We start from the raw sequence: 21576 nt of genomic DNA, 5'->3' as shown, positions 1-21576 counted from the left end.
GGCCATTCGCAAGGATCGCCATGCCCCTCATCCTGGACCAACTCAACGTCGCGCCCCTGACCGGGGCCCTGCAGATGCTCGATGGCCTGTATGAGCATACGCCCTGGATCGCCGAGCGCGCGCTCGGCCGGCGGCCCTTCGCTTCCCTGGCGCAGCTCAAGCACGCCATGACGCGCGTGCTCGATGACGCCGGTCGCGAGGCACAGATCGGCCTGATCCGCGCCCACCCGGAACTGGCTGGCAAGGCCATGGTGAGCAAGTCGCTGACGGCCGAATCGACCAACGAGCAGACCAGGGCCGGGCTCACCAACTGCACGCCCGACGAGTTCGCCCGTATCCAGCAACTCAACGCCGACTACAACGCGAAGTTCGGCTGGCCCTTCATCCTCGCGGTGCGCGGCCCCCGCGGCACGGGCCTGAACAAGGCGCAGATCATGGAGGCCTTCGAGCGCCGCCTGCACGGCCACCCGGATTTCGAACTGCAGGAATGCCTGCGCAACATCCACCGCATCGCCGAGATCCGGCTCAACGACAAGTTCGGTTTCGAGCCGGTGGACGGCCAGCGCGTCTGGGACTGGCAGGAAGCCCTGGCCCGGCACAGCGACCCGGGCTACGCCGAGAAGGGGCAGCTTACGGTGACCTACCTCACCGACGCACACCGCGCCTGCGCCCAGCGTATCAGCCACTGGATGAAGGACTGCGGTTTCGACGAGGTCGGTATCGACGCGGTGGGCAATGTGGTCGGGCGCTATCACCCGGCGGATGCAGGCGCCAGATACCTGATGACGGGATCGCACTACGACACCGTGCGCAACGGTGGCAAGTACGACGGGCGGCTGGGCATCTTCGTGCCCATGGCCTGCGTTCAGAAGCTGCACGCCGCCGGCAAGCGCCTGCCCTTCGGCATCGAGGTTGTGGGCTTTGCCGAAGAGGAAGGCCAGCGCTACAAGGCCACCTTCCTCGGCTCGGGCGCGCTCACCGGCCACTTCGACCCTAGCTGGCTGGACCAGAAGGACGCCGACGGCATCACCATGCGCGAGGCGATGCAGCAGGCCGGCCTTGTTATCGACGACATCCCGAAGCTGCAGCGCGATCCCGCGCGCTACCTGGGCTTCATCGAGGTGCACATCGAGCAGGGCCCGGTGCTCAACGAACTGAACCTGCCGCTGGGCATCGTCACCAGCATCAACGGCAGCGTGCGCTATGTGGGCGAGGTCATCGGCATGGCCAGCCACGCGGGCACCACGCCGATGAACCGCCGGCGCGATGCCGCCGCGGCAGTGGCCGAGCTCATCTTGTACGCCGAGCGGCGCGCGGCACAGGACGGCGACTCGGTCGCCACCGTGGGCATGCTGCAGGTGCCCAACGGCTCCATCAACGTGGTGCCGGGCGCGTGCCGCTTCAGCCTGGACATGCGCGCGCCCACCAACGAACAGCGCGATGCGATGGCCCGGGACGTGCTGGCTACGCTTGGTGAGATCTGCGAACGCCGGGGCCTGCGCCATACGCTGGAAGAAACCATGCGTGCCGCCGCGGCCCCCAGCGCCTCCGCCTGGCAGGCGCGCTGGGAACGCGCCTGCACCGCCCTGGGCGTTCCGCTGCACCGCATGCCCAGTGGCGCCGGCCACGACGCCATGAAGCTGCATGAAATCCTGCCGCAGGCCATGCTGTTCGTGCGTGGTGAGAACAGCGGCATCAGCCACAACCCGCTGGAGTCGAGCACCGCCGACGACATGGACCTGGCCGTCAAGGCTTTCGACCATGTGCTCCATCAATTGACGCAGGACAACTGACCCTGTTCCATCCGGGCCGAGCCTGGCGAGGCCCACATACACCTATCACCATGACCACACCGCAACAGCAACTCGACGCCTGGATCGACGCCCACTTCGACGAAGAAGTGAAGTTCCTGCAGGAACTCATCCGCGTGCCCACCGACACCCCGCCGGGCAACAACGCGCCGCATGCCGAGCGCACGGCCGAGCTGCTGGGCGGCATGGGCCTGGCGGCCGAAAAGCACGCCGTGCCCAAGGCCGAGGTGCAAGCTGCCGGCCTGGAAACCATTACCAACCTGATCGTGCGCCGACGCTACGGCGCCGGCGGCAGGACCATCGCGCTCAACGCCCACGGCGACGTGGTACCACCCGGCGAAGGCTGGACGCACGACCCCTATGGCGGCGAGATCGAAGGCGGCAAGATCTACGGTCGCGCGGCCGCGGTGAGCAAGTGCGACATCGCCAGCTTCACCTACGCGATCCGCGCCCTCGAATCGCTGGGTGCGCCGCTCAAGGGTGGCGTGGAACTGCACGTGACCTACGACGAGGAGTACGGAGGCGAGGTCGGCCCCGGCTGGCTGCTGGAGAAGGGCCTGACCAAGCCGGACCTGATGATCGCCGCCGGCTTCAGCTACCAAGTGGTGGTCGCGCACAACGGCTGCCTGCAGCTGGAGGTGACGGTGCACGGCGACATGGCACACGCGGCCATCCCCGACAGCGGCACCGATGCGCTGCAGGGCGCCACCCACATCCTCAACGCCCTCTACCGGCTCAACGCCGACTACCTCAAGGTCCGCTCGAACGTCGAAGGCATCACCCACCCCTACCTCAACGTGGGCCTGATCCAGGGTGGCACCAACACCAACGTGATCCCGGGCAAGGTGGTGCTCAAGCTTGACCGCCGCATGATCCCCGAGGAAGATCCGGCCGAGGTCGAGGCGAGCCTGCGCCGCACGATCGAACAGGCTGCGGCCAGCTTCAACCCGCCGCGCGGCGGCAAGGTGATCCGGGTCGAGGTCAAGCGCATGCTGCTGTGCCGGGCCATGAAACCGCTGGCCGGCAATGCCCCGCTCGTGCAGGCGATCCAGAAGCACGGCCAGGAGCTGTTCGGCCAAGCCATCCCGGCCTTGGGCACCCCGCTGTACACCGATGTGCGCCTGTATGTCGAGCGCGGCATTCCCGGCGTCATCTACGGCGCCGGCCCGCGCACCGTGCGTGAATCCAATGCCAAACGCGCCGACGAGCATCTGGTCCTCGACGACCTTCGCCGCGCAACCAAGGTGGTGGCCCGCACACTGCTGGATCTGCTCGGAGCCTGAGCCTGCGCCCGGCAGGAAAGCCGGTCCTCCCGCGTCCTCGGCAGCCTGCGCCACGGGTAAACCCCAAGCATCGTGGCGCTTCTTGTACACATAATGTGTATACCGTTCTGCATACGATATGTACCCGAGACACCCCAAAGGAGACTGCCATGACCACTGCCGTCCATCCCGTCGACGAGCGCCTGCCCACCGGCAGACTCACCGCACTGGGCCTGCAACATGTGCTGGTGATGTACGCTGGCGCCGTCGCCGTACCGCTGATCGTCGGCCGGGCGCTCAAGCTCAGCCCCGAGCAGGTGACCATGCTGATCCAGGCAGACCTGTTCTGCTGCGGCCTGGTGACCCTGATTCAGGCGTTTGGCGCGACCCAGTGGTTCGGCATACGCCTGCCCGTCATGATGGGTGTGACTTTTGCCGCCGTGGCGCCCATGGTGGCGATGGCCAACGCCAAGCCCGGGGTCGAAGGGGCGGGCCTCATCTTCGGGGCCATCATCGGCGCAGGGTTGATATCCATCCTGCTGGCGCCCGTGGTCAGTCGCATGCTGCGCTTCTTTCCGCCCGTGGTCACCGGCACGATCATCGCGGTGATCGGCATCAGCCTGATGCGGGTGGGCATCAACTGGATCTTCGGTGTCCCGGTCGGCCCGACGGCGCCGCAGATCGTCAACCCCGAGCACGCGCAGTGGCTGGCCACGGTCAAGAGCATGGCCGGCGCGGCAGTGGCGCCCGGCGCTGCCGCCAGCGCACCGGCAATGGTGCCGGCGGTTCCGCAGGGCCTGGCGCTGGTCGGCACCGTTGCGAACCCGAAGTACGCGCAACTGCCGCACATTGCCATCGCCGCCGTCTCGCTGGCCTCCATCCTTGTAATCGCCAGGTTTGCCCGTGGCTTCATCGCCAACATCTCCGTGCTGCTAGGCATCATCATCGCCGCCGTCATCGCAACGGTCATGGGCCTGATGAACTTCGACAAGGTGGCCAAGGCCAACTGGGTCGATTTTGTGCTGCCGTTCGAGATCGCAACACCGGTGTTCGACCCGATCCTGATCGTGACGATGAGCCTGGTCATGATCGTCGTCATGATCGAGTCCACCGGCATGTTCCTGGCCTTGTCCGACATCACGGGCAAGAAGATCGACCAGAAGCAGCTATCCGCCGGCCTGCGGGTCGACGGCCTCGGCACCCTGATCGGTGGCGTCTTCAACACCTTCCCATACACCAGCTTCTCGCAGAACGTCGGTCTGGTGGGTGTCACGGGTGTGAAGAGCCGCTACGTTTGCGTGGCAGCCGGCGTCATCCTGGTCCTGCTTGGCATGCTGCCCAAAATGGCGGCCCTCGTGGAGTCGCTGCCCACCTTCGTCCTGGGCGGTGCAGGCCTGGTCATGTTCGGCATGGTCGCGGCCACAGGCATCCGGATCCTGGCGTCGGTGGACTACAAGAGCAACCGCAACAACCTCTTCATCGTCGCCGTGTCCATCGGCATAGGCATGATTCCGCTAATCGCACCACGCTACCTGCAGTGGATGCCCCATGACATCCACCCGCTGATCGAGTCGGGCATCTTGCTGGCGTCCATCAGCGCCGTGCTGCTGAACCTGTTCTTCAACGGAGCCAGCGGCGATTCGCGTGAGGCCGTGGAAGCCGCAAAGTCAGCAGACGCCCACTGAGCGTCCGTCGCATTCCAGTTCATCCCAGGGCCCCGGGAGGCCGGCCGCTCAAATGAGCCAGAGGCCAAGCCCCAGGGCCAGCACGGCCGAGGCGAAGATCAGCCGGTAAAGCAGGATGCGGCCCGGGTTGCGCTTCGCATCTTCCTGCAGGGTGCCCGGCATGGTGAGCAGGCCGGGCATGGTGGTTTCGTTATCCATACGACGTCTTTTGTTTCGGAGAACCAGCCGGGTCTTGTGCCCGCTGGCCGGTATTCTATGATGGCCCCACCATGAAATTCCATGCCTATCTCCGTCCGGTCCTGCTGCTGGCAGGGGCTTTGCTGCTGGGCGGTTGCGCCGCCATCAACGATGCGACCATGCGCGCGCTGGCCTCGCCCGCCTCCGCCCTGGCCGTGATCGGCGAGCGCGTCCTCACGGGCGACATGCTGCTTTACACCGATCGCAGCGGCAAGCTGCAGTTGCGCAGCGAGGTCGAGCCCGCGCTCAGCTGCATGGGCAGCCTGCGCTACACCGCCACGGCCAGCGGCAGCATGAACCTGAGTTGCAGCGATGGCACGCAGGCCCGCTTGCCCTTCACCGCCCTGGGTGAAACCAGCGGTTACGGCGGCACGCCGGGCGGGTCCATCAGCTTCACCTACGGCCTGGCGCCCGAGCCGGCACGCGCCTGGCTCACCCCCCCACCCGGCAAGCGCCTGGTGGTCAGCGGAGACAGTCTGCGTCTCGAATAGGCAAGAAAAAACCCGCCAGCATCACTGCGGGCGGGTTTGCATCAGGTCGCTGGCTGATCAGCGGGCCGGACGCGGGGAGCGCTTGGCTGCATCACGCGGCACGAAGACCTTGCCGGTGCCGGGCTTGGCGTACGAAGGCTTGCTGCCGAAGGCCGGTTTGCGCGCTGCGAAATCGCCGCGCGGTGCGGCACCTTCACGACGGCCGTCGCCGGCGAAGCGGTCGTTGAAACCGCCCTTGCGCTCGTAGCTGCGGCCTTCGGGCGCACCCTCATGGCCACGGTTCTGATAACCGCCGTCACGGGCCTGGTACGGGCTGCGGGCATCACGGTCGCCGAAACCGGCACGGGGGGCGCCGAAATCTCCACGCGGCGCAGCGAAGTCGCCACCGCGGGGGGCACCACCAAAATCACCACGGTTGTTGCCGCCGCCGAAGCCACCACGGGGAGCACCACCGCCACCGAACTTGCGGTCGCGCGAGAAGTTGTCATTGCCACCACGGCTGTTGCGGCCACCGAAGTTGGAGCCGGGACGCGACTCGGGCATGCGCTGCTTGGGCTCCATGCCAGGAATGACTTCCGCCTTGATGGGCTGCTTGCTGTAGGCCTCGATGTCGAAAATCTTGCGACGGTCGCGGAACTCGGCAAAGGTGATGGCCAGGCCGTCGCGACCAGCGCGGCCAGTGCGGCCGATACGGTGCGTGTAGTCCTCGGCCTTCATCGGCAGGCCGAAGTTGAAGACGTGGGTGATGGTGGGCACGTCGATGCCGCGTGCGGCAACGTCGGTGGCCACCAGGATCTGCACCTGGCCCTGGCGCAGCGCCATCAGGCGGCGGTTGCGCAGGCCCTGGCTCAGGGCGCCGTGCAGCGCGACGGCGGAGAAGCCATCCTGCTGCAGGTCGTTGGCCAGGCCGTCGCACTCCACCTGGGTGCTGGCGAACACGATGGCCTGGTCGATCGAGGCGTCACGCAACCAGTGGTCGAGCAGTTGGCGCTTGTGCTGGGCGTTGTCGGCCCAGAACAGGGTCTGCTTGATGTTGGCGTGTTTTTCCTGCGGCGAGTCGATCTGCACCTTCTTCACGCCGGAGCCGTTGTCGTGCATCACGCGCATGGCCAGTTGTTGAATGCGCGGCGCAAAGGTGGCGCTGAACATCATGGTCTGGCGGCGCTGGGCGGTCAGCTGGTTGACTTCGGCGAGGTCGTCGGAGAAGCCGAGGTCGAGCATACGGTCGGCCTCGTCCACCACCAGGAACTGGACCTGGTCGAGCTTGATCTGCATGGAGCGCTGCAGGTCCAGCAGACGGCCGGGCGTGGCCACCACCAGGTTGGCGTTCTGCAGCTTGGCGATCTGGAGCTGGTAGGGCATGCCACCCACCACATTGGCGATGCGCAGGCCACGGCAATGCTTGACCAGTTCGATGGCGTCGTGCGCCACCTGCTGGGCCAGCTCGCGCGTCGGGCACAGGATCAGGGCGCCGGGTGCAGCGGCCTTGAAATGGCGCGGGTTGGTCGGGTCCTGGCGCTTGGGGCGCTTCGGAGCTGGCTCGCCCTTGGCGGCGGCTTCGGCAGCAGCGCGTTCGTAAGCGGCACGCTCTTGCTCGGCGGCCTGGGCCTGCTGCTGGAGCAGGGTGTGCAGCACGGGCAGCAGGAAGGCGGCGGTCTTGCCGCTGCCGGTCTGGCTGGAGACCATCAGGTCGATATAGCGCTGGGCGTCGCCCGCGGCACCGGTGGGCATGGCCAGGGGAATGGCACGTTCCTGCACGGTGGTGGGCTGGGTGTAGCCGAGATCGGCCACGGCCTGCACCAGCTCGGGCGCCAGGCCCAGCTGCACGAAGCCATTGGGAGCAGAGCTCACTTCGGCCTCGACCGCCACGGCGGTGTCGGTGGAAAGAATGGATTCGACAGGCGACAGCTCGCCCGTCGCTTGAATAGCGTCGGTCATTTAGATTTTTCTCACACGCGAACGCCGCAGGGACTGCGGGTGTTTCGCTGATGGTTAAAAGACATCAACCATCAAACAAAACCTGCACCGGTTAAGGACCGGGACCGGGGACTCATTCAGGTAAACGATCATGAAGATCGAAACCGGAGTCCGGTGTGTGAGGGGAGATGCACGAAAAGCGCTGCGTTTTGCAGCGCAAGGCGAATTATGGCACAGATCAGGGTTTTCACCTAATCGCGTGCTCCCGACCTGTTTCAGGCCAGCTTGAGGAAGTGCTCGCGGTAGTGCAGCAGTTCGTCGATGGACTCGTGCACATCGGCCAGGGCCGTGTGTTTCTGCGCCTTCTTGAAGCCGCTGTAGACCTCGGGCCGCCAGCGGCGCGCCAGCTCCTTGAAGGTGCTCACGTCCACATTGCGGTAGTGAAAAAAGGCTTCCAGCTTGGGCATGTACTTGACCAGGAAACGCCGGTCCTGGCCGATGCTGTTGCCGCACATGGGCGAAACGCCCTTGGGTACGTACTTGGCCAGGAAGGCGATCAGCAAGGCTTCGGCCTCGGCTTCGGTCATGGTCGAGGCCTTGACCTTGTCGATCAGGCCGCTGCGGCCGTGGGTGCCCTTGTTCCAGGCGTCCATCTTGCCCAGGATCTCGTCGCCCTGGTGGATCACCAGCACCGGGCCTTCGATACGGGGTTCCAGGTTCGGGCCGGTCACGATGACGGCGATTTCAATCAGGCGTTCTTTTTCAGGGTCCAGGCCGGTCATCTCGCAATCGAGCCAGACCAGGTTGAGATCGGATTTGCCAAGTGGGGTCACGTTGTCGCTCATGGGCCCGATTGTCGCCGATGACCTAAACTCCTCGCCCATGAACGCTGTCTCTGCTCCCGCCTTCAATCCCAGCCTGGCTCTGACCCTGGTCTTTGCCGCTGCCCTGCTGCTGGGCCTGGCCCTCAAGTTCTGGCTGGCCACGCGCCAGGTGCGTCATGTGGCGCAGCACCGTGCCACCGTGCCCACGGCCTTTGCCCATACCCTGTCGCTGGCTGCGCACCAGAAGGCCGCCGACTACACGGTGGCCAAGGTTCGCTTCGGCCTGCTGGAGACCGCGGTGGGCGCGGCCCTGCTGCTGGGCTGGACACTGCTGGGCGGCCTGGACGCCCTGAACCAGGCCCTGCTGCAGGCGCTGGGCGGCGGCATGTGGCAACAGCTGGCGCTGATCGCCGGTTTTGTGCTGATCGGTGGCCTGATCGAGTTGCCGCTCACCCTGTACCAGACCTTCGTGATCGAACAGCGTTTCGGCTTCAACAAGATGACCCTCAATCTCTGGCTGGCCGACCTCGTGAAATCCACCGTGCTGGGCACGCTGATCGGCCTGCCCATCGCGGCCCTCATCCTCTGGCTCATGGGTGCAGCCGGCCCCGGCTGGTGGCTCTGGGCCTGGTGCGTTTGGATGGGTTTCAACCTGCTGTTGCTGCTGATCTACCCGACCTTCATCGCCCCGCTGTTCAACAAGTTCCAGCCGCTGGAAGACGAGACCCTGAAGGCGCGCGTGACCGCGCTGATGCAACGCTGCGGTTTTTCCGCCAAGGGCCTGTACGTGATGGACGGCAGCCGGCGCAGCGCCCACGCCAACGCCTACTTCACCGGCTTCGGTGCCGCCAAGCGCGTGGTCTTCTTCGACACCCTGCTCAACAAGCTGACCCCCGACGAGGTCGATGCCGTGCTCGCGCACGAACTGGGCCACTTCAAGCACAAGCACATCCTCAAGCGCATCGTGAGCCTGTTCGCCCTCAGCCTGGCCGGTTTCACCCTGCTGGGCTGGCTGGCCACGCAGGCCTGGTTCTACACCGGCCTGGGTGTAACACCCAGCCTGCAGCTGCTGGTGCCCGCGCTGGATGCGGCGACCGCCGTGCCCAACGATGCCCTGGCCCTGCTGCTGTTCGTGCTGGTGTCCCCGGTGTTCAGCTTTTTCATTGCACCGATCATGGCGCTGTCCTCGCGCAAGCACGAGTTCGAAGCCGATGCCTACGCCGCCACGCAGACCCAGGGCTCGGCGCTGGCCAGTGCCCTGCTCAAGCTCTACGAAGACAACGCCTCGACCCTGACACCGGACCCGCTCTACGTGGCCTTCTACTACTCGCACCCACCGGCCAGCCAGCGCCTGGCGCGACTGGGCCTCGCATGAGCAGCGCGCCGCAGGGCAATGCACGCCGCCCCCTGGGCCCGACCGAGCTCGTGACCCAACTGGCCCAGCACCCAGGCTGGACGCTGCAGGGCGACGGCGCGGACCTGGCCATCGCCCGGCGCTACGAATTCGCCAGCTACGCCGAAGTCATGGCCTTCGCCAATGCCGTGGCCTGGATCGCGCAAGGGCGGGATCACCATCCCGACATGCAACTGGGCTACCGGCACTGCACAGTGGCCTGGCGCACGCACGATGCCGGCGGCATCACGCGCATCGACTTTGAATGTGCGGCCCAGATTGATGCCCTGCGAGGCAGCGTTTGAGCAAGACACCCGAACTCGAACGAGGCCTGGTCGTGGCCAGCCATGGCCGCCACGTGGTGGTGGAAACACCGGAAGGCCGGCAACTGATCTGCCACCCGCGCGGCAAGAAAAGCCAGGCCGTGGTCGGCGACCGCGTGCTCTGGCTGGCCAGCACCGACGAAGGCAGCATCGAGAAGGTGGAGCCGCGGCGCAATCTCTTCTACCGCCAGGACGAGATCCGCACCAAGAGCTTCGCCGCGAACCTGGACCAGGTGCTGATCCTGATCGCTGCAGAACCCGAATTTTCCGAGAGCCAGCTGGCCCGCGCGCTGATAGCCGCCGAGGCCGAACGCATCCGACCGCTGATCGTGCTCAACAAGAGCGACCTGCCCGAGCTGTTTGCACGCGCCTGGGCCCGGCTGGAGCCTTACCGGCGCATGGGCTACACCGTGCTGCCCCTGAGCCTGAAGGCACAGGGCGCCGGCAGCGACGACACCCTGGCCGCCCTGCAACAGGAACTCGACGGACGCGCAACGCTGGTGCTGGGTCCTTCGGGCGCGGGTAAAAGTACGCTGATCAACCGGCTGGTGCCGGGCGCCCAGGCCCCGACGGGTGAGATTTCCACCGCGCTCAACTCGGGCAAGCACACCACCACCAGCACCCGCTGGTACTGGGTCGATGCGGCCCATCGCACGGCCCTGCTCGATTCACCGGGTTTCCAGGAGTTCGGCCTGCAGCATATCGGGGCCGCGCAACTGGCAGGCCTGATGCCGGACCTGCGCGAGCACGCGGGTGAATGCCGCTTTTACAACTGCAGCCACCTGCACGAGCCGGGCTGCGGCGTGATCGCCGCGGTGGATGAAAAGGCCGGGGGAACGGGCATCAGCCCGTCGCGCTACAGAATTTATAGCGAGCTGCACGCCGAGCTGTCGCAGGCGCCGCGCTACTGAATCAGCCTAGCCGATCAGGCGCGCCAGGGTGAGCAGCGCCAGCAGCAGCATCCACAACACGACCGAACGCCAGACCAGGCCCACGATGCTACGCAGGTGGGCGAGTTGCGGTTCGTGTCGGGCCGAGGCGGCCGGCATGTCGGCCTGGGCCTGGGTCTCGCCCTGGGCCATGGCCGGGGTGCCCAGGCGCACGTTGATGGCGCCGGCCGTGGCCGCCACGATCAGGCCGTCGTTGCTCCCCGGACCTTCGCTTCCGGACAGGGATTCGTAACGGCGCCAGTTATCGACCGCATCCTCGAAACTGCCTACCACGGCAAAACCCAGCGCGGTGATGCGCGCGGGCAGCCAGTCCACCCACCACCAGGCGCGCGCGGCGGCGGCACAGGCCGCTGCGCTGACCGTGGGGGCCTGGCGCCGCGAGACGTGCGGCCAGTAGCGTGTGACGAACTCTGACAGGCGATAGAGCACGGCCCCCGCCGGCCCCAGGCCCAGGGCCGCCAGCACGATGTACCAGCTCAGCACACCAAAGACATGGCGGTGCGCAGCCAGCACGGAGAACTCGATGGCATGGCGCAGGATCTCCCGCTGGGGCAGTTCGCTGGCATCAATCTGCCGCCACTCGGCGAGCAGACGGCGGGCTTCTTCCTCCTGGCCGGCCTCCAGCGCATCGCGTATGCCGGTGAAGTGGTGGCTGAACTGGCGAAAGCCCAGGGTGGCGTACAGCACGGCCACGCTCCACAGCATGGCCACCGGCCAGCCGACGAATTCGCACAGCAGCCAGTAGACCAGCACCGTGATCCCGCTGGGCAGGAGCACCGCAAAACTCCAGGCCAGCCAGCCATGCGTCGGCTCACCGGCGTCAATCTTGCGCACCACCCTGCGCAGCCAGCTGCGCATGCCCGCGTGCACCGGGTTGCCGCGGGCCAGCGGACGCGCCTGTTCGATCAGCAAGGCCAGCAGGAGGGAGAAGAAACTCATGCCCTGATCATAACGACGGGCGCCGAAGCAAGGGCCCCGGCAGGTGTTCAGGCTGCCATGAAGCGGTAAAAATTCCGCAACATGCCGGCCGTCGCGCCCCAGATATAGCGTTCGGTGCCGGCATCCTGCCAGGGCATGGAAAACCATTCGCGCCGCACCCCCTCGAACTCGAAGGCGTGGCGCCGGTGGTTGGCCGGATCGAGCAGGAAGGACAGCGGCACCTCGAACACATCGGCCACCTCGCCCGCGTTGGGCGTGAGCGTGAAACCCGGCCGCACCAGGGCCACGACCGGGGTGATGATAAAAGCCGTTCCGGTGGTGTAGATGGGCAGCGTGCCCAGCACCTGGACGAAGTCACGCGCCAGCCCCACCTCCTCCTCGGCCTCGCGCAGCGCGGCATCCACCACATCGGCATCGGTCGGATCGACCTTGCCGCCGGGAAAGGCGATCTGCCCGGAATGGTGGGCCAGGTGGCTGGTGCGCAGGGTCAGCAGCAGGGTGGGCTCGGCACGGGCCACCAGGGGCAGCAGGACGGCGGCCTGGGCCGGCTGGCGCAGCGTGAAGCGCGGTTCAGCCCGCACCTCGGGCTCCCAGGCTGGCGGGCTTTCAAAGCGCTGGCGCAGCGCCCCCGCTTGCAGACGCTCGGCCGGCACCGCCGGCAGATGCGCGTCGACCCCGATCACCGGTACGGCGCGGGGGTCGAAGTTGGGCAGCTTGGACAGGGGGGTGATGTGGTCGGCGGAAGACACGCTACAAGTATCTGATGAAGGTCACAACCCGCCTTTTACGGGTTGCGTCGCAGGCTCACTTCGCGCAGCGGGCCGAAGACAAAAACAGGAAAGCCGCCCGGGCGTACACGCGAGGGCGGCTTGTGCAGGCAGTGGCCCGGCGATTTACTCGGCGGCGGCAACAGCCTTGCTGACCAGCTTTTCCTTGATACGGGCCGACTTGCCGCTGCGGTCGCGCAGGTAATACAGCTTGGCACGGCGCACGTCACCGCGACGCTTGACTTCGATGCTGGCGATCAGCGGGCTGTAGGTCTGGAAGGTACGCTCCACGCCTTCGCCGCTGGAGATCTTGCGCACGGTGAAGCCGCTGTTGAGGCCACGGTTGCGCTTGGCGATCACCACGCCTTCGTAGGCCTGCACGCGCTTGCGGGTGCCTTCGACCACGTTGACGCTCACGATGACGGTGTCACCGGGGGCGAATTCAGGGATCTTCTTGCCCAGGCGGGCGATTTCCTCTTGTTCGAGGGTCTGGATCAGGTTCATGTTTACCTCTAAGGATCTTGTCCGCGCTAGTGTTTCGAGCGCATCGGCTTGATGCGCCATGCCAACTCCACCATGGAGCCAGCAGCCGGCCAGAGGATCGGAAAGCCTGCAATTATAGCAGGAAGCGCCTGCCTCAGGCCCCCGGGCGGGGGAGCCCGGCCAGGAAGGCCTCGTCCAGGCGGCTCAGACGGCCGGCCACCCGCGCCTGCGTGATCAGCTCCGGCCGCAGCCGCTGCGTCAGCGCCAGCCGCTGCTCGCGGCGCCAGCGCTCGATCTGGCCATGATGGCCGGAGAGGAGCACGTCGGGCACGGCCCGCCCTTCCCAGGACTCGGGTCGGGTGTAGTGCGGGTTGTCCAGCAGGCCGTCCAGGGCCGGGTTGAAGCTGTCCAGGGCATGGCTGTCGGCATCGCCCAGCACACCGGGCTGCAGGCGGGCCACGGCGTCCAGCAGGGCCATGGCGGCGATCTCGCCACCCGAAAGCACAAAATCCCCCAGGCTGATCTGCTCATCCACGTGGGCGTCGATGAAACGCTGGTCGATGCCCTCGTAGCGGCCACAGACGAGTACCGCGCCCTCGCTGGCGGCCCAGCGTTCGACCATGCGGTGGTTCAGGGGCTGGCCCAGGGGGGAAAACAGCAGGACCGGCCCGGGGGACTGGCGCTGCGCCTGGGCCTGCTGCAGGCAACGCGCCAGCGGCTCGGCCATCATCAGCATGCCGGGGCCGCCGCCGAAGGGCCGGTCGTCGACCCGTCGATAGTTGCCCTCCGCATGGTCGCGCGGGTTGTGCAGTTGCACCTCGACCTGTCCGGATTCGTAGGCACGGCGCGTGATGCCGCTGCTCAGCAGCGGTGCAAACAGCTCGGGAAACAGGGTGAGAACGTCGAAGCGCATGGGCTGATCCTCGCGCTCAGTCGCCGCCGGGCCGCCCCAAGGCGACTACGGCCCCCTCAGGGGGCAGCGCAGTACACGCAGTGACAAGCGTGGGGGCCATTAATAGTCTGGCTGCCAGTCGACGCGAATACGGCGCGCCTTCAGGTCCACCTCGTCGACATATGAGGCCACAAAAGGAATCATGCGCTCGGCAGGTTTGCCGTCCTGCTCATGGGCGATGACCAGCACGGTCTGCGGACCAGTGGACAGCAGCTCCTGCACCGTCCCCAGAGGCACCTCTTCCCGGTTGACCACGTCCAGGCCGATCAGGTCGACCCAGTAGTACTCGTCCGCATCGGGCGTGGGAAAGCTGGAGCGGGCCACAAAGATGCGGGCACCGCGCAATGCTTCGGCGCTATCGCGGTCGGGCACCTGAGGTGAAGTGGCGACCACCGAGTCCGAATGTTCTTTTGCTTCCTGGATGGCCAGCTTGACCGGTCCGGTGAAGGTCTTGGCACCTCGCTCGGACGGCAGCAGAAACCAGCGCCGGGAAGAAAACAGCGCCTCCGGGGAGGCGCTGTAGGGCAGGACCTTGAACCAGCCCTTGATGCCCCAGGCATCAAGGATGCGCCCGACTTCGATGGCGTCCGCTGGCAGTTCAGCGGCTTCGAGTTCGAGCGCCATGGAACGAAGTTTTAGGCAGCCTTCTTGGCCGCCTGATTGATCAGGCGCTCCACGGTGGGAGAAGCCTGGGCACCGACGCCCAGCCAGTAGCTCAGGCGGTCCTGGGCAATACGGATGCTTTCCTCGCTGGCGGTGGCGATCGGGTTGTAGAAACCGATGCGCTCGATGAAGCGGCCGTCACGACGGGTACGCTTGTCGGCGACGACGATATTGAAAAACGGACGGGCCTTGGCGCCGCCGCGGGAGAGTCGGATCACGACCATGATTTGTCCTTTGGATGGTGCAGCCTGCCTAGATAAGCAGCAGACCACGATTCCTCCAGTGTTTGAGACACGCGACTGACCACCAAGCCAGCGACACACCGAAGAGCCTGCGATTATAGCCTGCCCCGCTCCGCCCGTCCCCGGGATCTGTGGCCCGGCACGCAAACCGCCCCGTTCCCGGCACAATAAGCGCATGCTGAAAAACAAGACCCTGGCCACCTGGCTGACCCTTCTGGCCGGCCCCCTGGGCCTGCACCGCTTCTACCTGCGCGGTTTTTACGACCTGATCGGCTGGCTGCTGCCCATCCCGACCGCACTGGGCCTGTATGGCATCGAACGCGTGCTGGCGTACGGGCTGGACGACCCCTGGAGCTGGATGCTGATCCCGCTGCTGGGCTTCACCATCGCCGCCTGCGCCCTCAATGCCATCGTCTACGGCCTGATGACCCCCGACAAGTGGAACGCCCGCTACAACCCGCAGGCTCCCGGCGACGCGCCCGCGGGCCGGACCGGCTGGCTGACCATCGGTGCGGTGGTCTGCGCCCTGTTGATGGGCACCACGGTGCTGATGTCCAGCATCGCCTTCAGCTTCCAGCGTTATTTCGAGTACCAGGTCGAGGAAGCACGCAAGATAAGTCAGTGATGCACCCCTGAGCGGCTGACGCCGCTTCCCCTCAAGGGGACCCCGGCCGAGCCGGTTCCACGGCGTTCACCGCATCAAACCCTTCGCCCCGGAGCCTCGAATCAGAACAGTCCGAGACTGATCCAGTAGGCCACGATGGCAACAAAGGCACTGGCCGGGATCGTGAAGATCCAGGCCCAGACGATGTTGCCGGCCACCCCCCAGCGCACCGCGCTGGCACGGCGGGCCGAGCCCACGCCGACGATGGCACCGGTGATGGTGTGAGTGGTCGACACCGGGATACCCATCGTCGTGGCCAGGAACAGGGTGATGGCGCCACCCGTCTCGGCACAGAAACCGCCGACCGGCTTGAGCTTGGTGATCTTCTGGCCCATGGTCTTGACGATGCGCCAGCCACCGAACATGGTGCCCAGGCCGATGGCCAGATAGCAGCTCACCACCACCCAACCTGGCGGCGCGGTGTCGGTGGAGGTCATGTAACCCGTGGCGACCAGCAGCATCCAGATGATGCCGATGGTCTTCTGCGCGTCGTTGCCGCCGTGGCCCAGGCTGTAGGCACCGGCCGACACCAGTTGCAGGCGGCGGAACCAGCCGTCCACCCGCGAAGGGGTGGTGCGACGAAACAGCCAGGCAACCGCCAGCATCATCAGCGAGCCCAGCAGGAAACCCAGCATGGGCGACACGAAGATGAACACCAGCGTCTTGATGATGCCGGCCGACAGCAGCGCGTCCGTGCCCGCCTTGCCGATCACCGCGCCCACGATGCCGCCGATCAGGGCATGCGAGGAGCTGCTGGGAATGCCGTAGTACCAGGTGATCAGGTTCCAGGTGATGGCGCCGATCAGCGCGCCGAACACCACGTGGGTGTCGACCACCCCCGGCTGCACGATGCCCTTGCCCACCGTGGTCGCGACACTGAGGTGGAAGACGAAAATGGCGACGAAGTTGAAGAAGGCAGCGAACAGCACGGCCTGGCCGGGTCGCAGCACGCCAGTGGACACGACCGTGGCGATGGAGTTGGCCGCATCATGAAACCCGTTCATGAAGTCGAAGGCCAATGCCAGGACCACCAGCATGATGATCACCCAGAGGGCGGTTTGCGGAATGTTTTCCATGGAAGGACAGGCGCTCAGGCGTTTTCGAGGACGATGCCCTCGATCAGGTTGGCCACGTCCTCGCACTTGTCGGTCACGGTTTCCAGCAGTTCGTAGATGGCCTTGAGCTTGATGACCTCGCGCACATCGGGCTCCTCGCGGAACAGCTTGCTCATGGCATTGCGCATCACGCGATCGGCATCGGACTCCAGGCGATCGATCTCCTCGCAGGTCTTGAGCGCGGCCTCGGCGGTCCTGGCATCGCCGATATTGCTCAGCAGGTAGACCGCATCCTTCACGCGTTCACAGCATTTCACGCTGAGCTCGGTCAGGCGCACGATCTCTTCGGTCATGTGACGTACGTCGTACAGCGCCATGGTCTCGGCCGCATCCTGGATCAGGTCGGCCACGTCGTCCATGGTGTTGATCAGCGAGTGGATCTGCTCGCGGTCGATCGGGGTGATGAAGGTCTTGTGCAGCGACTTGTTGACCTCATGCGTGATGCGGTCTGCGGCCTGCTCCGCACTGTCCACATCACGGTTGTACTGCTCGCGAAGATTGGTATCGCCGTAATGGGCCACCAGCTGGGAGAAGGCGCGCGCCGCCTCCACGATGCGATCGGCATGCTGGTTGAACATCTCGAAGAAATTGCCGTCGCGCGGCATCAGTTTTCCAAACAGCATGGGGCACTCCTGATTCTGGTTCGGTCGTTGGACTGGAATGGCGTGGAGTTTAACCGGGGCCCCACCACTCAGCGCCTCATGCGCTGCGGAAGATGAAATACACCGCCCCGACCATGCAAAGCGCCGCCCAGAGGTAGTCCAGCTTGAACGGCTCCTTCAGATAGAGCATGGCAAAAGGCACGAAGACGCTGAGCGTGATGACCTCCTGCACGATCTTGAGCTGGGCCACCGTGAAGCCGGCCTGCTGGAAGCCGATGCGGTTGGCCGGCACCTGCAGCAGGTACTCGAACAGGGCAATGCCCCAGCTGGCCAGGGCGGCCCAGTACCAGGGTGCGGTGGCCAGGTTCTTCAGGTGGCCGTACCAGGCAAAGGTCATGAAGACATTGCTGCCGATCAGCAGCAGCACAGTCTGCAGCGGAAAAGGTAGGTTCTGGAGGGTGTTCATGGCCGAAATTATCGGCGGACTCATGAAAAAAGCCCTGCGGCTCACGCCGCAGGGCCTCGGATCAGCAGGCCGCGTGGATCAGGCCGTGACCTTGTCGGCCACGTCCTTGTACTCGCCGATCTGGTCGAAGTTCAGGTACTTGTAGACCTTGTCGCCATTGGCGGACAGCACACCCATATCGGCCTGGTACTCGGCCTTGGTCGGGATGCGGCCCAGCTTGGAGCAGATGGCGGCCAGTTCGGCCGAGCCCAGGTACACATTGGTGTTCTTGCCCAGGCGGTTGGGGAAGTTGCGGGTGCTGGTGGACATCACGGTCGCGCCCTCCTTCACCTGCGCCTGGTTGCCCATGCACAGGCTGCAGCCCGGCATTTCCATGCGGGCACCGGCGGCACCAAAGGTCGCGTAGTGCCCCTCTTCGTTCAGCTGCTGCGCATCCATCTTGGTGGGCGGAGCCATCCACAGCTTGACCGGGATGTCCCGCTTGCCTTCGAGCAGCTTGGAGGCGGCACGGAAGTGGCCGATATTGGTCATGCAGGAGCCGATGAAGACTTCGTCGATCTTGGCGCCGGCCACGTCGGACAGGGTCTTGGCGTCGTCCGGATCGTTGGGGCAGCAGACGATGGGTTCGGTGATCTCGGCCAGGTCGATCTCGATCACATGGGCGTACTCGGCGTCCTTGTCGGCCTTGAGCAGGTCCGGCTTGGCCAGCCAGGCTTCCATGGCCTTGATGCGGCGGGCGATGGTGCGCTCATCGTGGTAACCATTGGCAATCAGGTTCTTCAGCAGCACGATATTGCTGTTGATGTACTCGATGATCGGCTCCTTGTTCAGCGCCACCGTGCAACCGGCGGCGGAACGCTCGGCCGAGGCATCGGCCAGCTCGAAGGCCTGTTCCACCTTCAGGTCGGGCAGGCCCTCGATCTCGAGGATGCGACCGGAGAAAGCGTTCTTCTTGCCCTTCTTCTCGACCGTCAACAGGCCCTGCTTGATGCCGTAGAGCGGAATGGCGTGCACCAGGTCACGCAGGGTGACGCCGGGCTGCATCTTGCCCTTGAAACGCACCAGCACCGACTCGGGCATGTCCAGCGGCATGACACCGGTCGCAGCGGCAAAAGCCACCAGGCCGGAACCGGCCGGGAAGGAGATGCCGATAGGGAAACGGGTGTGGCTGTCGCCGCCGGTGCCCACGGTATCGGGCAAGAGCATGCGGTTGAGCCAGCTGTGGATGATGCCGTCACCGGGCTTGAGCGAGATGCCACCACGGTTGCTCATGAACTCGGGCAGTTCGTGGTGCATCTTCACGTCCACCGGCTTGGGGTAAGCGGCGGTGTGGCAGAAGGACTGCATCACGAGGTCGGAGCTGAAGCCCAGGCAGGCCAGGTCCTTGAGCTCGTCGCGCGTCATCGTGCCCGTGGTGTCCTGTGAGCCGACCGAGGTCATCTTGGGCTCGCAATAGGTGCCAGGCAGCACACCCTGGCCTTCGGGCAGACCGCAGGCGCGACCGACCATCTTCTGGGCCAGCGTGAAACCCTTGCCCGTGGCCTTGGGCACTTGCGGCAGGCGGAACAGTGTGCTCGGGGGCAGGCCCAGGGCCTCGCGCGCCTTGCCGGTCAGGCCGCGGCCGATGATCAGCGGAATGCGACCGCCGGCGCGCACTTCGTCGAACAGCACGTCGCTGCGGACCGTGAACTCGGCGATGACCTTGCCGTCCTTGAGGGCCTTGCCTTCATAGGGGCGCAGTTCGATCACGTCACCCATGTTCATCTGGCTCACGTCCAGCTCGATCGGCAGGGCGCCGGCGTCTTCCATGGTGTTGTAGAAGATCGGGGCGATCTTGGAGCCCAGGCAGACGCCGCCGTAGCGCTTGTTCGGCACGAAGGGGATGTCCTCGCCGGTGAACCACAGCACGGAGTTGGTGGCGGACTTGCGGGAAGAACCCGTGCCCACCACGTCGCCCACATAGGCCACCAGGTTGCCGCGGGCGCGCAGGTCTTCGATGAACTTGATCGGGCCGCGCTTGCCGTCTTCCTCGGGGGTGATGCCGTCGCGCTTGTTCTTCAGCATGGCCAGGGCATGCAGCGGGATGTCGGGGCGGCTCCAGGCGTCGGGCGCGGGCGACAGGTCGTCGGTGTTGGTCTCGCCGGTCACCTTGAGCACGGTCAGCGTGATGCTCTTGGGCACTTCGGGGCGGCTGGTGAACCACTCGGCATCGGCCCAGCTCTGCAGCACGGCCTTGGCATAGGCGTTGCCCTTGTCGGCCTTGTCCTTGACGTCGTGGAACTGGTCGAACATCAGCAGGGTCTTCTTCAGGCCTTCGGCCGCGACCTTGCCCACCTGGGCGTCGTCCAGCAAGTCGATCAGCGGGGTCAGGTTGTAGCCGCCCAGCATGGTGCCCAGCAGCTCGGTCGCCTTCTCGCGCGAGATCAGCGTGCATTTTTCGGTGCCGTGCGCCACGGCGGCCAGGTAGCTGGCCTTGACCTTGGCGGCATCGTCCACGCCGGCCGGCACGCGGTGCGTGATCAGCTCGACCAGGGTGCTCTCCTCGCCCTTGGGCGGGTTCTTCAGCAGTTCGATCAGCTCGCCGGTTTGTTTGGCCGTCAGCGGCAGCGGGGGGATGCCGAGTGCGGCGCGTTCAGCGACGTGGGCGCGATAGGCTTGCAACATGATGACTCCTTCTTGGCAATTTCAAAAATGCGCTCCCGCCTCAGGCGGGAACCGCGGGGGTTTTCAGGATGGCAGGGCTCGCAAAATAAGCCTGCATGACGGCAGGCAGGGCGCGCCCGGTCTGGTGGGCGCGCTCCAGCACCTGCCAGAAATATCGGTAACTGGCGCGATCGTGCAATTGCCCCTCGTAGCTCACGGGAGCCCACTGCGCCGATTCGGCTGCTGCAATGATGGCAGCCGCACGTTCGATGTCGGCACCACTGGGGGCCAGCGCCTCCAGGATGGGGCGAATCTGGCTCGGGTGGATGCTCCACATGCGCGTGTAGCCGAACTCGCGCGATGCCTTGCGGGCGGCAGCCTTCATGGCTTCAGTGTCGCTGAATTCGGTAACCACGCAGTGGGAAGGCACTTTGCCGTGGGCATGGCAGGCAGAGGCGATCTCCAGCTTGGCGCGTAACACCAGCGGGTGCGTGAACTGGCCCAGTTCGCCGCTCACGCTGTCCGGCCGCGAACTCATGGCGCTGTCGGGGATGGCCCCGCCATGCGCCGAAACAAAATCCATGAGACCGAAGCTGATGGACTGCACGCGCGGATGTGCCGCAATATCAAAGGCACGATGCACGGCGGCCGGCGACTCCAGCAGCACCTGCAAGGGCAAGGGGGCGGCCCGGCCAGCGCCGCGGGCGGCCGCATCGACGGCCGCCACGGCGCGCTCGACATCGGCCACCGTCTCGACCTTGGGGATCATCAGATGGCACAGGGCCTGGCCGGCGCCGCCAACGATGGTCGCCACGTCGGCCTCGAAAGCGGCATGGTCCACCGGATGCACGCGCACTGCGACGCGCGGTGCCACCGGCAGGGCCGCCTTGCGCGCAGCGGCCTGCGCCTCATTGGCCAGCGCCACCACCATCTGGGCATGGTCGCGCTCGCCGCCGACGGGCGCGCCGTCCTCGCAATCGAGCGAGACGTCGAACACGCAGGCACCGAACTCGGCCGTCATCTCGGCCTGCAACTGCAGGCTCTTGCGCATGCGCAACTCGACACCGCTGTAATGGTCGCAAACCGGCAGGAAGCTGGCTGCGGCCTGGGCGCCGAGGAGGATGTCGCGCGGGTGGGCCATGACAGG

The 21576-nt window shown here is 65.8% G+C and carries 22 protein-coding genes; 8 read left to right on the top strand and 14 right to left on the bottom strand.

Annotation, left to right across the window (positions count from 1 at the left end; genetic code table 11):
• Nucleotides 1-20: 20 nt before the first annotated feature.
• The 3 genes from uraD (at nt 21) to HTY51_RS03750 (ending at nt 4758) form a co-directional block, all read left to right on the top strand.
• A complete protein-coding gene (uraD, locus tag HTY51_RS03760) occupies nt 21-1793 on the top strand; it encodes a 2-oxo-4-hydroxy-4-carboxy-5-ureidoimidazoline decarboxylase (protein ID WP_174251476.1) in 1773 nt (590 codons plus the stop codon).
• A 50-nt stretch (nt 1794-1843) separates the two neighbouring features.
• Nucleotides 1844-3094 carry a M20/M25/M40 family metallo-hydrolase gene (locus tag HTY51_RS03755; RefSeq protein WP_174251475.1) on the top strand — a complete coding sequence of 417 codons (1251 nt, stop codon included), beginning with the start codon at nt 1844-1846 and terminating at the stop codon, nt 3092-3094.
• Nucleotides 3095-3243: 149 nt separating this feature from the next.
• Complete coding sequence (locus HTY51_RS03750; RefSeq protein WP_174251474.1) at nt 3244-4758, top strand: nucleobase:cation symporter-2 family protein; 1515 nt, start codon at nt 3244-3246, stop codon at nt 4756-4758.
• 48 nt (nt 4759-4806) lie between these two features.
• Here the strand turns inward: HTY51_RS03750 and HTY51_RS03745 are convergent, their stop codons facing one another.
• Complete coding sequence (locus HTY51_RS03745) at nt 4807-4956, bottom strand: hypothetical protein (protein WP_174251473.1); 150 nt, start codon at nt 4954-4956, stop codon at nt 4807-4809.
• 71 nt (nt 4957-5027) lie between these two features.
• Between HTY51_RS03745 and HTY51_RS03740 the strand changes: the two genes are divergently transcribed.
• Nucleotides 5028-5486 carry a hypothetical protein gene (locus HTY51_RS03740; protein ID WP_174251472.1) on the top strand — a complete coding sequence of 153 codons (459 nt, stop codon included), beginning with the start codon at nt 5028-5030 and terminating at the stop codon, nt 5484-5486.
• 57 nt (nt 5487-5543) lie between these two features.
• Here HTY51_RS03740 and HTY51_RS03735 read toward each other — a convergent pair whose 3' ends face one another.
• Complete coding sequence (locus tag HTY51_RS03735) at nt 5544-7424, bottom strand: DEAD/DEAH box helicase (RefSeq protein ID WP_174251471.1); 1881 nt, start codon at nt 7422-7424, stop codon at nt 5544-5546.
• 254 nt (nt 7425-7678) lie between these two features.
• Entirely contained in the window at nt 7679-8248 is a 570-nt protein-coding gene (gene orn / locus HTY51_RS03730) for an oligoribonuclease (RefSeq protein ID WP_174251470.1), read from the bottom strand.
• A 37-nt stretch (nt 8249-8285) separates the two neighbouring features.
• Here orn and HTY51_RS03725 point away from each other — a divergent pair, with 37 nt between their 5' ends.
• From HTY51_RS03725 to rsgA, 3 genes are read left to right on the top strand one after another with little or no spacing between them, the layout of a single operon-like run.
• Nucleotides 8286-9602 (top strand): M48 family metallopeptidase, encoded by a 1317-nt coding sequence (locus tag HTY51_RS03725; protein ID WP_254606977.1) that lies wholly within the window; start codon nt 8286-8288, stop codon nt 9600-9602.
• The gene (locus tag HTY51_RS03720) at nt 9599-9925 is read left to right on the top strand and encodes a 4a-hydroxytetrahydrobiopterin dehydratase (protein WP_174251468.1); all 327 of its coding nucleotides are present in this window, start codon (nt 9599-9601) and stop codon (nt 9923-9925) included. Before HTY51_RS03725 ends, HTY51_RS03720 begins: the two co-directional genes overlap by 4 nt.
• Nucleotides 9922-10854 carry a ribosome small subunit-dependent GTPase A gene (gene rsgA, locus HTY51_RS03715; RefSeq protein WP_174251467.1) on the top strand — a complete coding sequence of 311 codons (933 nt, stop codon included), beginning with the start codon at nt 9922-9924 and terminating at the stop codon, nt 10852-10854. The genes HTY51_RS03720 and rsgA overlap by 4 nt, the downstream gene beginning before the upstream one ends.
• A 6-nt stretch (nt 10855-10860) precedes the next feature.
• Here the strand turns inward: rsgA and HTY51_RS03710 are convergent, their stop codons facing one another.
• From HTY51_RS03710 to rpsP, 6 genes are all read right to left on the bottom strand, one after another.
• Nucleotides 10861-11832, bottom strand: a complete 972-nt coding sequence (locus HTY51_RS03710) for a CobD/CbiB family protein (protein ID WP_174251466.1) — start codon at nt 11830-11832, stop codon at nt 10861-10863.
• 47 nt (nt 11833-11879) lie between these two features.
• Nucleotides 11880-12581 carry a CoA pyrophosphatase gene (locus HTY51_RS03705; protein ID WP_254606976.1) on the bottom strand — a complete coding sequence of 234 codons (702 nt, stop codon included), beginning with the start codon at nt 12579-12581 and terminating at the stop codon, nt 11880-11882.
• 144 nt (nt 12582-12725) lie between these two features.
• Complete coding sequence (rplS, locus tag HTY51_RS03700) at nt 12726-13103, bottom strand: 50S ribosomal protein L19 (protein WP_174251465.1); 378 nt, start codon at nt 13101-13103, stop codon at nt 12726-12728.
• Between the two features lie 133 nt (nt 13104-13236).
• The gene (gene trmD / locus HTY51_RS03695; protein ID WP_174251464.1) at nt 13237-13995 is read right to left on the bottom strand and encodes a tRNA (guanosine(37)-N1)-methyltransferase TrmD; all 759 of its coding nucleotides are present in this window, start codon (nt 13993-13995) and stop codon (nt 13237-13239) included.
• A 99-nt stretch (nt 13996-14094) separates the two neighbouring features.
• Complete coding sequence (gene rimM / locus HTY51_RS03690) at nt 14095-14658, bottom strand: ribosome maturation factor RimM (RefSeq protein WP_174251463.1); 564 nt, start codon at nt 14656-14658, stop codon at nt 14095-14097.
• Nucleotides 14659-14669: 11 nt separating this feature from the next.
• Nucleotides 14670-14921 carry a 30S ribosomal protein S16 gene (gene rpsP, locus HTY51_RS03685; protein WP_174251462.1) on the bottom strand — a complete coding sequence of 84 codons (252 nt, stop codon included), beginning with the start codon at nt 14919-14921 and terminating at the stop codon, nt 14670-14672.
• A 196-nt stretch (nt 14922-15117) separates the two neighbouring features.
• On the opposite strand from rpsP, the gene HTY51_RS03680 reads away from it, so the two are divergent.
• On the top strand, nt 15118-15564 hold the full coding sequence (locus HTY51_RS03680) for a hypothetical protein (RefSeq protein ID WP_174254154.1): 447 nt from the start codon (nt 15118-15120) through the stop codon (nt 15562-15564).
• 101 nt (nt 15565-15665) lie between these two features.
• Here the strand turns inward: HTY51_RS03680 and HTY51_RS03675 are convergent, their stop codons facing one another.
• The 5 genes from HTY51_RS03675 to HTY51_RS03655 all read right to left on the bottom strand — a co-directional run bounded on the left by HTY51_RS03675 (nt 15666) and on the right by HTY51_RS03655 (nt 21570).
• Entirely contained in the window at nt 15666-16679 is a 1014-nt protein-coding gene (locus HTY51_RS03675) for an inorganic phosphate transporter (protein WP_174251461.1), read from the bottom strand.
• Nucleotides 16680-16693: 14 nt separating this feature from the next.
• Complete coding sequence (locus HTY51_RS03670; protein ID WP_174251460.1) at nt 16694-17341, bottom strand: DUF47 domain-containing protein; 648 nt, start codon at nt 17339-17341, stop codon at nt 16694-16696.
• Between the two features lie 76 nt (nt 17342-17417).
• On the bottom strand, nt 17418-17786 hold the full coding sequence (locus tag HTY51_RS03665) for a DMT family protein (RefSeq protein ID WP_174251459.1): 369 nt from the start codon (nt 17784-17786) through the stop codon (nt 17418-17420).
• Nucleotides 17787-17864: 78 nt separating this feature from the next.
• Nucleotides 17865-20450, bottom strand: coding sequence for a bifunctional aconitate hydratase 2/2-methylisocitrate dehydratase (gene acnB / locus HTY51_RS03660; RefSeq protein ID WP_174251458.1), 2586 nt, complete (start codon nt 20448-20450; stop codon nt 17865-17867).
• A 40-nt stretch (nt 20451-20490) separates the two neighbouring features.
• The gene (locus tag HTY51_RS03655; protein WP_174251457.1) at nt 20491-21570 is read right to left on the bottom strand and encodes a CoA ester lyase; all 1080 of its coding nucleotides are present in this window, start codon (nt 21568-21570) and stop codon (nt 20491-20493) included.
• Nucleotides 21571-21576: the final 6 nt, after the last annotated feature.

This window comes from Rhodoferax sp. BAB1 (assembly GCF_013334205.1).
Taxonomy (GTDB): Bacteria; Pseudomonadota; Gammaproteobacteria; order Burkholderiales; family Burkholderiaceae_C; genus Hylemonella.
The sequence above is the reverse complement of the archived record's forward strand: the minus strand, read 5'-3'. Positions and strand labels throughout refer to the sequence as shown.

Coding starts and splice junctions, on each gene's coding strand:
- uraD (WP_174251476.1), top strand. CDS start 21: ATGCCCCTCATCCTGGACCAACTCAACGTCGCGCCCCTGACCGGGGCC.
- HTY51_RS03755 (WP_174251475.1), top strand. CDS start 1,844: ATGACCACACCGCAACAGCAACTCGACGCCTGGATCGACGCCCACTTC.
- HTY51_RS03750 (WP_174251474.1), top strand. CDS start 3,244: ATGACCACTGCCGTCCATCCCGTCGACGAGCGCCTGCCCACCGGCAGA.
- HTY51_RS03745 (WP_174251473.1), bottom strand. CDS start 4,956: ATGGATAACGAAACCACCATGCCCGGCCTGCTCACCATGCCGGGCACC.
- HTY51_RS03740 (WP_174251472.1), top strand. CDS start 5,028: ATGAAATTCCATGCCTATCTCCGTCCGGTCCTGCTGCTGGCAGGGGCT.
- HTY51_RS03735 (WP_174251471.1), bottom strand. CDS start 7,424: ATGACCGACGCTATTCAAGCGACGGGCGAGCTGTCGCCTGTCGAATCC.
- orn (WP_174251470.1), bottom strand. CDS start 8,248: ATGAGCGACAACGTGACCCCACTTGGCAAATCCGATCTCAACCTGGTC.
- HTY51_RS03725 (WP_254606977.1), top strand. CDS start 8,286: ATGAACGCTGTCTCTGCTCCCGCCTTCAATCCCAGCCTGGCTCTGACC.
- HTY51_RS03720 (WP_174251468.1), top strand. CDS start 9,599: ATGAGCAGCGCGCCGCAGGGCAATGCACGCCGCCCCCTGGGCCCGACC.
- HTY51_RS03710 (WP_174251466.1), bottom strand. CDS start 11,832: ATGAGTTTCTTCTCCCTCCTGCTGGCCTTGCTGATCGAACAGGCGCGT.
- rplS (WP_174251465.1), bottom strand. CDS start 13,103: ATGAACCTGATCCAGACCCTCGAACAAGAGGAAATCGCCCGCCTGGGC.
- trmD (WP_174251464.1), bottom strand. CDS start 13,995: ATGCGCTTCGACGTTCTCACCCTGTTTCCCGAGCTGTTTGCACCGCTG.
- rimM (WP_174251463.1), bottom strand. CDS start 14,658: ATGGCGCTCGAACTCGAAGCCGCTGAACTGCCAGCGGACGCCATCGAA.
- rpsP (WP_174251462.1), bottom strand. CDS start 14,921: ATGGTCGTGATCCGACTCTCCCGCGGCGGCGCCAAGGCCCGTCCGTTT.
- HTY51_RS03675 (WP_174251461.1), bottom strand. CDS start 16,679: ATGGAAAACATTCCGCAAACCGCCCTCTGGGTGATCATCATGCTGGTG.
- HTY51_RS03670 (WP_174251460.1), bottom strand. CDS start 17,341: ATGCTGTTTGGAAAACTGATGCCGCGCGACGGCAATTTCTTCGAGATG.
- HTY51_RS03665 (WP_174251459.1), bottom strand. CDS start 17,786: ATGAACACCCTCCAGAACCTACCTTTTCCGCTGCAGACTGTGCTGCTG.
- acnB (WP_174251458.1), bottom strand. CDS start 20,450: ATGTTGCAAGCCTATCGCGCCCACGTCGCTGAACGCGCCGCACTCGGC.
- HTY51_RS03655 (WP_174251457.1), bottom strand. CDS start 21,570: ATGGCCCACCCGCGCGACATCCTCCTCGGCGCCCAGGCCGCAGCCAGC.